The organism is Pseudomonas sp. Ps21-P2, from assembly GCF_039672565.1.
Taxonomy (GTDB): domain Bacteria; phylum Pseudomonadota; class Gammaproteobacteria; order Pseudomonadales; family Pseudomonadaceae; genus Aquipseudomonas.
In genome coordinates, this window is sequence record NZ_JBDFPL010000025.1 from 1 (window position 1) to 6,771 (window position 6,771).

Sequence of the window (6,771 nt, forward strand, 5' to 3'; positions counted from 1 at the left end):
CGGTAGCCCAACGTCACTGATCAGCAGATCGATACGCGCATTTGACTGGAGTACATTCAGCCCTGCTGCGCTGTCACCTGCCTCGATAGCCATGTATCCGAGGTCTTCCAGGATGTCCATGACCAGCATGCGCACCGTTGGCTCATCGTCTACCACCAGCACAGTTTTGCTGCGGTCACTGGGTGCTATGGCGGCACGCTCTGGTTGTTCGACTTCACTTTCCGCTTCTGCATAGTGACGAGGAAGGTACAGGCAGACCGTTGTACCCAGTCCCTCTTCGGAATGAATTTTGACCTGTCCTCCCGACTGCTGGGCGAATCCGTAGATCATGGACAGACCCAGGCCGGTCCCTTTACCAATAGGTTTTGTAGTGAAAAAGGGTTCGAATGCTCGCGCGACCACCTCCGGCGGCATTCCGGATCCGGTGTCCGTTACGCTGAGGGCCAGGTATTGACCTTCTGGAATTTGATACTGCTTCGCAGTCTTTTCATCGAGACACCTATTGGCTGTCTCAACGATGATACGGCCGCCTGCAGGCATTGCATCTCGGGCATTGATACATAGATTCAGCAGCGCATTCTCAAGTTGCGAGACGTCCACTAACGCGACCCACAACCCAGGCATGCCTACCGCTTCAAATTGAATGCTGGGGCCGACGGTTCGCTGAATCATGTCCTGCAGTTCAACGACCAGCCGATGGATATCGGTCGGTCGTGGGTCAAGAGTCTGGCGACGCGCAAAAGCCAGTAATCGATGGGTCAAGGCAGAAGCACGCTTTGCTGCCCCTTGTGCTGCGCCTATATAGCGTTCCGCGTCGTTGATACGACCTTGCATCATTCGATGCTGCATCAATTCGAGTGACCCGGAAATGCCGGCCAGCAGATTGTTGAAGTCGTGTGCAAGGCCTCCGGTCAATTGGCCAACCGCCTCCATTTTCTGGGACTGCCGAAGTCTCTCCTGCGCATCCTGCAACTCAGCAGAGCGCTCGGCGACACGTTGCTCCAGATTCTCGTTGAGTGACCGTAAATCAGCAATGGCGCGGTCGCGTTCTGCTTCAACACTACGGCGACCCTCTATATCCAACAACACGCCGGGAAAGCTCGCCGGTGTGCCATCCGCATCGCAATCGACCCGACCGTTTGCTTCCAGCCAATAGTAATTGCCGTCTGCTCGCCTGACTCGGTACTGATGAGCGTATCTGCCGCCGCGAGCAATGGCCTGATCAATCGCTTCGATCAGCCCGGGGCGATCATCGGGATGAACCGTTTCCACGATCTGAGCCAGTGGGATTCCTTCCTTGCCCAAAGCAGCGTCCAAGCCAAACGCCACGGCGAATGCCTCGTCCACCGTAAAGCGGTCCAGTTTCAGGTCCCAGACCCAGCAACCGATGATGGCTCCGGCCGCGAGCGCGAGCTGCACCCGCTGGATATTTTCTTTGTTCAGCGCTTCACTGACCCGCAGCCGTTCTTCGGCGGCTTTTTGCGTGGTGATGTCAATCACAAATCCGGGAAAGCTGGTCCGTACACCGTGTTCATCGGAGCCGACGCTGCCATGGGCGTCAAGCCAGTAATACCGACCATCAGCGCGCTTGACTCGGTATTGATGTCTATAGGCGCCACCGCGTATCACGGCCTCAGCGATCGCAGTGTCTAATCCTGGTCGGTCCTCTGGGTGAACGTTTTTGAGGACCTCATCGATTGACGCTTCCTTATCAACAAGGCTTACATCAAGTCCAAACGCTTCGGTAAAACCAATATCCACGGAGAAACTGTCCTGGATTGGGTGCCAAACCCAAGTGCCTACGATTCCGCCTGCTTTGAGCGCAACGTGTACATGCTCGCTGCCTCTATTCGCCAGGAGCTCGTGTGAGCGTAGACAACGTGCCTCAGCCAGCTGTGATCGGAGACTCTCAACCTCAGAGCGAAGGGTCTCGATTTCCGACGGTTTGTCGGTCATTTCGACTCACCGTAGTGGGCCAAATGGTAAGTACTGGAGAGATGTGCACGTCTCTGAAGCGCGAAAACAGTGGTTTTTCTGTTAGCCATGGATGTCACGCGACTGAGGACCAAGAGGGGGGTTCCAGCATGCTACACCAATGGCTTGCGCATCGAATGCCATACGCGTGGGAACCTACAAAGGCTTTTTGGAGTGCCTGCGGTGTGCAGAAGGCTGGCACCTTAAAAAATCCCTTGCCACCTAGCCAATAGGTACAAAGCTATTTCAATAGCCTCCCTGCTTTTTCTGAATGAATATCTTACGTGGCATGTCTCATGCGCTGACGGCTCCATTCCGGCGCCGGCATTGTCAGGACTCCCCACATGACTTCACCTCTTAACGTCGTCGCGATCATGAAAGCCAAGCCAGGCATGGAAGCGCAATTGAAAAACCTGCTGCAATCCGCCCTGCCGCAATTCCAGCATGAGCCTGGGTGCCAGGCCTATGCGCTGTTGACGGATCTTGAAGACCCCACCCGCTTTGTTTCCTACGAAAGCTGGGACAATGAAGCGGCACTGCAAGCGCACATGAAGGCTCCGACCCTGACAAACGCTATGCCGGTTCTGGAAAATATCCTAGCCGAGCCCATGCAGCAGATTCGCCTTAATCAATTGCCGGGTAGCACCGTCTAGGTCGTGGTATGCCATGCACGCGGGATTGACATCCGATTAAAGAGAATGAGTCATGAAACATATTTTCTTCACTTCGTTGTTTGCTTTTAGCCTGACCGCTACAGCTGCACAGCAAAGCCTCAATCTTCCAAGCTGTGACATCCAAAACCAACAAGAAATAGCCGGGGAGACCGGAGCGCAGATCAGCGATCCAGGACAAGCACATATCTCAGTAAGAGCCAATGTTCTAAGTGCCGATATCAGTACCTCAAGAAAAGTCCGTCGTATTACCGAGGTTGAAGCACAGCATATGGTGAAGCGTGTAGAGAACGTCCGGAATGAAACTAATCGGTTCGTCGAGCAGCAGGGTTTCTTGAGCGCGGCAGAGAAAGCTAGCTTTGACCGTGAGTTCGATGCCATTGCGACGCAGCTGTGTAGGTAAGAAAATTGAACAACGCCCAATCCGGCATGAGTGGGGCTGTGGCCGTAGAAGAATACCGTGATCGTACCCCGATCGAGCAGTAAAAGCGGCTATTGCGCCTGAGGGCTTGATGGCTGATGGTAACCACGGCGACAAGTCACCCGTTCCACCACCAGCTACACAAACAACCAAAATGTCGCTGCATCCACAAGCCCGCCCCGTGCGGGCTTTGTCAGTAGCAACAGGGCATTATCGGACCTCAGATCGTGCAGGAAAATCAGCCGTGACCAATCTTAGTGAAACGCTTCGTGCAACTGCCAGAAAATGGCGAAATGCTAACCAGGATCATCGTGGCGGCGTCGTGCTGATCTGGCAAGGCGTGGTGTACGGCTGGAAGGATTCCTTGCGTGACGCGAGCGATGAGAGCCCAGGCGTATACGCTGTGAATGAAACAGATCACATTTTCATCGCCGAAGGCGGTGATGAATACAACGGTGCAAAATGCTGGGTAGCCGCTGTTTTTGAAAAAATCAGTAGGGAAGGTCGATGAGTACGAAAAAGCAATCTGCCCCGTATCCATTCCGACTGCCGGCAGAGTTGCGCGAGCGGCTGGCACACTGCGCGGTGATGAATAACCGCAGCCTCAACGCAGAAATGATCGCGCGCTTGGCGACAAGCTTACTTGACGTTGAGAAAGTCGATCTAGAAGTTGAAAACAACGTCATGCTGAAAGCGCTATGCGTCAAGTTGGGCACTTAGAGAAAAGATCCGTTGTGCACCACATGTCTTTGGCAGTAACAGGGCGCGTCTTTCGCGTCCGAGAGCTCAACGAGAAGATCGCTTCCAGAATGTTGCCGATGTGCAAAAAGAGATCACAGATAGGTCATGGATGAAAGCAGAACTCAGTGATGCCCCGGAACGAATTACGCGAAGAGGCCGCACGCGTGGCGTGCAAAGTCTTGTCGCCTGCCTAGCAATAGGCAGTGTCATTGGAGTCAGCGCTTTGCTGTGGGCAACCCGATCGGAGCCCCACCGAGAAGTCCCGTCGACGGAATCCAAAGCCCAGGTGTTGAACGCAGGGGCGGACAGAGGCTCTGTCATACGCTCGAATCCAACACCGTTGGACACGGGTCCCAATCCCAGTTCTCGGCAAACCAGCTTCAATGATCAGAATTTTATACCGACGGGCGCCTACAACATCGTCACTTTTCGTCAAAGCCCCTCTAACTCTCCTCGGGCTGAGTCTCCGCACAAGGTCAAGCTGACGATAGTCCGGCAAAGTCCCAGCCTGAAGGACCGGGCTTGCTGGCCTTTCAGGCTGGGAAGTATTGAGTCCCGCAACTGTCGGCTTTCAGTGGGCCTCAAGGATCGCGACTAAAGAAGTGCCCTGCCGCTTGGCGTTGCAAGCGGCGAAGGTGCTTCGAACAAAGGTGTGTGAAAGGGCTACATCCGGAATCGACGAATCTGATCGTTGAGTCCGACCGCCAGTTCTGACAATTGCTGGCTTGCTGCTCGCGTCTGTTCGGCCCCGGCTGCTGTCTGCACCGAGAGATCACGAATTCGTACCAAATTGCGGTCGACTTCTCGTGCCACCTGGGCCTGTTCCTCGGCTGCGCTGGCAATCACAAGATTGCGTTCATCAATGCCCGATACCGATTGCGCAATGGCTGCCAACGCGGAACTGGCTGACTGGGCCTGTTGGCGAGTCTGCCTGGCTTGGTCGGCACTGGTCAGCAAGGCATCCACTGTTTGCCCGGTACCCTGCTGAATGCTACCGATCATGCTCTCAATTTCCCGGGTGCTCTCGCCGGTGCGATGGGCGAGCGCTCGGACCTCATCAGCGACCACTGCGAAACCGCGACCCGCGTCGCCGGCGCGCGCCGCCTCGATCGCGGCGTTAAGAGCCAACAGGTTTGTCTGCTCTGCGACCGAGCGGATGACGTCCAGAACTTGGCTTATGTTGCGGGTCTGTTCAGACAGCTCTTGCGCGCGTTCGCTTGCGCCCAGGACGTTATGAGCCAAATCTTCGATCGCACTCAGCGTGTTACCCAGCTGCTGCTGCCCCTGACGTGCCGTTTCAGCGGCGTTACGCGATTCAGTAGAAGTAGACGTAGCATTGCCAGCCACCTCGTCGACCGCCTGGCTCATCTCCGTCACCGCGGTGGCGGCCATCTCGATTTCGCTGTTCTGCTGCTGCAGTCCTAGGGCGCTCTCGTTCATCACTGCCGTCATCTCTTCGGCTGCCGAGGCGAGTTGGGTCGCGGAATGGCCCAAGTGGCCCAAGGTATCGCGCAAGTTTGTCTGCATCTGCTGCATCGCCTGAAGAAGTTGAGCCGCTTCGTCTTGACCACGGACGTCGAGCGTCTGGGTTAGGTCACCACTGGCGATGGTTCTGGCGGCGCTCACAGCGTCTGCGATTGGCTTAGTCAAGCTTACGGTAAGGCGCCAGGCCAGCAGTAGCGTCAGGCCGAGGGCAAGACCAATAGTCACCCAGGTGATGGACGTGGATTGGCTATAAGTCGCACTGGCGGTTTGAGCGGCTGCTTTGATGTCATCCTGACTAACCTTTCGCAGGGCCTCGGTGTTTTCATTCATCTTCGTGCCTAGCTGAGCCATGCCCGACTGCACCAGGACACGCGCTTCATCCACCTTGCCGGTGGCAACAAGTTCTATGAGCTGGCTTATGTTCTTCACGTAGTCCTGATGGACCTGGCGAAGACTCTCGAAGGCCTGCCGCTCGCTGTCTGAGCTGACGAGCTTGTCGTAGCGGCCGAATGCCGCGACTACATCGCCGTTGATGCTATCGATCTTGTCGCGCGTGCTCGCCACAGTCGCGGCATCGGGCATAGCCAACAAGCGCAGCACCTCAATTCGGGTGCGGGCCAGTTGCAGGGAGAGGTTGTCGGCCTCCACGATACTCGGAACACTGTCAGTTTCGATCACCAAGCTTTGATTACGGATCTGCGACATCTGCGAAACGCCAAAAATACCGACGCCCGCAACCAGGGCGGCCAACAGGCCAAAACATAACAAGCTGCGCGTAGCGATGCTGAATGAACGGAAGGTCATGTCTGAGTCCGATGGGTGATTGTGCTAAGCACATCGACAACTGGCCTTTTTACTTGAGCAGACGGCGCAGGGACATGACGCCAGCCGATAAGTGGTCCTGCAACGCTGAGGAGCGAAAATACCGCGCTGAGGTCAGGGACGTATTTGCAGCTCATCATTGATAGGGATCGACTCAACCACTTGCTAGAAATCCTCGCACCTGTACAACAGCTCGCTCAGGGATCGATACTTTATCAAGTGGTATGGAGAACAAAGGATATGTTCAACGCTTTGAGAACCGACATCGGCGAATTGCACCGAGCTAACCGTGCCAATCTGGAGGATGATTGCGATGCGCTGAAAATTCGGATAGATCAATCACGGCGCGAAGGTCGCATAACGGAAGAGCCTGGAACTTCAGTCGCTTGCAGAAGGAATCCCCGCTCTTCATGTCGGGGAGGAAGTCAGATGTGGGTTGGCACGTCCGAGCAAGGCTCGGACTTCGTCGGTTGACCTATGGACAGAGCGCCCTGGGCCATCAATCCGAGAGCAGTGCATGCATGTCCTCAGCAAGCAAGGGTGTGCTCAGCAGAATGCCTTGAGCATAAGGACAGCCTAGAATTCTGAGCTGAGCCATCTGGCTTTGCGTCTCTACCCCCTCAGCCACGATTGCCAGATCCAACACCTGGCCCAACG

The 6,771-nt window shown here is 55.5% G+C and carries 7 protein-coding genes; 4 read left to right on the forward strand and 3 right to left on the reverse strand.

What is annotated here, in order from left to right:
- The coding region (locus ABEH28_RS27090) for a PAS domain-containing protein (RefSeq protein WP_346631550.1) at positions 1-1,761 on the reverse strand (1,761 nt) is incomplete at its 3' end.
- Between the two features lie 557 nt (positions 1,762-2,318).
- Here ABEH28_RS27090 and ABEH28_RS27095 point away from each other — a divergent pair.
- The 4 genes from ABEH28_RS27095 to ABEH28_RS27110 all read left to right on the forward strand — a co-directional run bounded on the left by ABEH28_RS27095 (position 2,319) and on the right by ABEH28_RS27110 (position 3,786).
- Positions 2,319-2,627 (forward strand): putative quinol monooxygenase, encoded by a 309-nt coding sequence (locus ABEH28_RS27095; protein WP_346627946.1) that lies wholly within the window; start codon positions 2,319-2,321, stop codon positions 2,625-2,627.
- A 52-nt stretch (positions 2,628-2,679) separates the two neighbouring features.
- Entirely contained in the window at positions 2,680-3,048 is a 369-nt protein-coding gene (locus ABEH28_RS27100; RefSeq protein WP_346627947.1) for a hypothetical protein, read from the forward strand.
- Between the two features lie 262 nt (positions 3,049-3,310).
- Positions 3,311-3,577 carry a hypothetical protein gene (locus tag ABEH28_RS27105; RefSeq protein ID WP_346627982.1) on the forward strand — a complete coding sequence of 89 codons (267 nt, stop codon included), beginning with the start codon at positions 3,311-3,313 and terminating at the stop codon, positions 3,575-3,577.
- Positions 3,574-3,786, forward strand: a complete 213-nt coding sequence (locus ABEH28_RS27110; RefSeq protein WP_346627948.1) for an Arc family DNA-binding protein — start codon at positions 3,574-3,576, stop codon at positions 3,784-3,786. Before ABEH28_RS27105 ends, ABEH28_RS27110 begins: the two co-directional genes overlap by 4 nt.
- Positions 3,787-4,470: 684 nt before the next feature.
- Here ABEH28_RS27110 and ABEH28_RS27115 read toward each other — a convergent pair.
- Together ABEH28_RS27115 and ABEH28_RS27120 are read right to left on the reverse strand one after the other, a co-directional pair.
- The gene (locus ABEH28_RS27115; RefSeq protein WP_346627949.1) at positions 4,471-6,096 is read right to left on the reverse strand and encodes a methyl-accepting chemotaxis protein; all 1,626 of its coding nucleotides are present in this window, start codon (positions 6,094-6,096) and stop codon (positions 4,471-4,473) included.
- 517 nt (positions 6,097-6,613) lie between these two features.
- A complete protein-coding gene (locus tag ABEH28_RS27120; protein WP_346631551.1) occupies positions 6,614-6,760 on the reverse strand; it encodes a hypothetical protein in 147 nt (48 codons plus the stop codon).
- Positions 6,761-6,771 lie beyond the last annotated feature (11 nt).

Coding starts and splice junctions, on each gene's coding strand:
- ABEH28_RS27100 (WP_346627947.1), top strand. CDS start 2,680: ATGAAACATATTTTCTTCACTTCGTTGTTTGCTTTTAGCCTGACCGCT.
- ABEH28_RS27095 (WP_346627946.1), top strand. CDS start 2,319: ATGACTTCACCTCTTAACGTCGTCGCGATCATGAAAGCCAAGCCAGGC.
- ABEH28_RS27110 (WP_346627948.1), top strand. CDS start 3,574: ATGAGTACGAAAAAGCAATCTGCCCCGTATCCATTCCGACTGCCGGCA.
- ABEH28_RS27115 (WP_346627949.1), bottom strand. CDS start 6,096: ATGACCTTCCGTTCATTCAGCATCGCTACGCGCAGCTTGTTATGTTTT.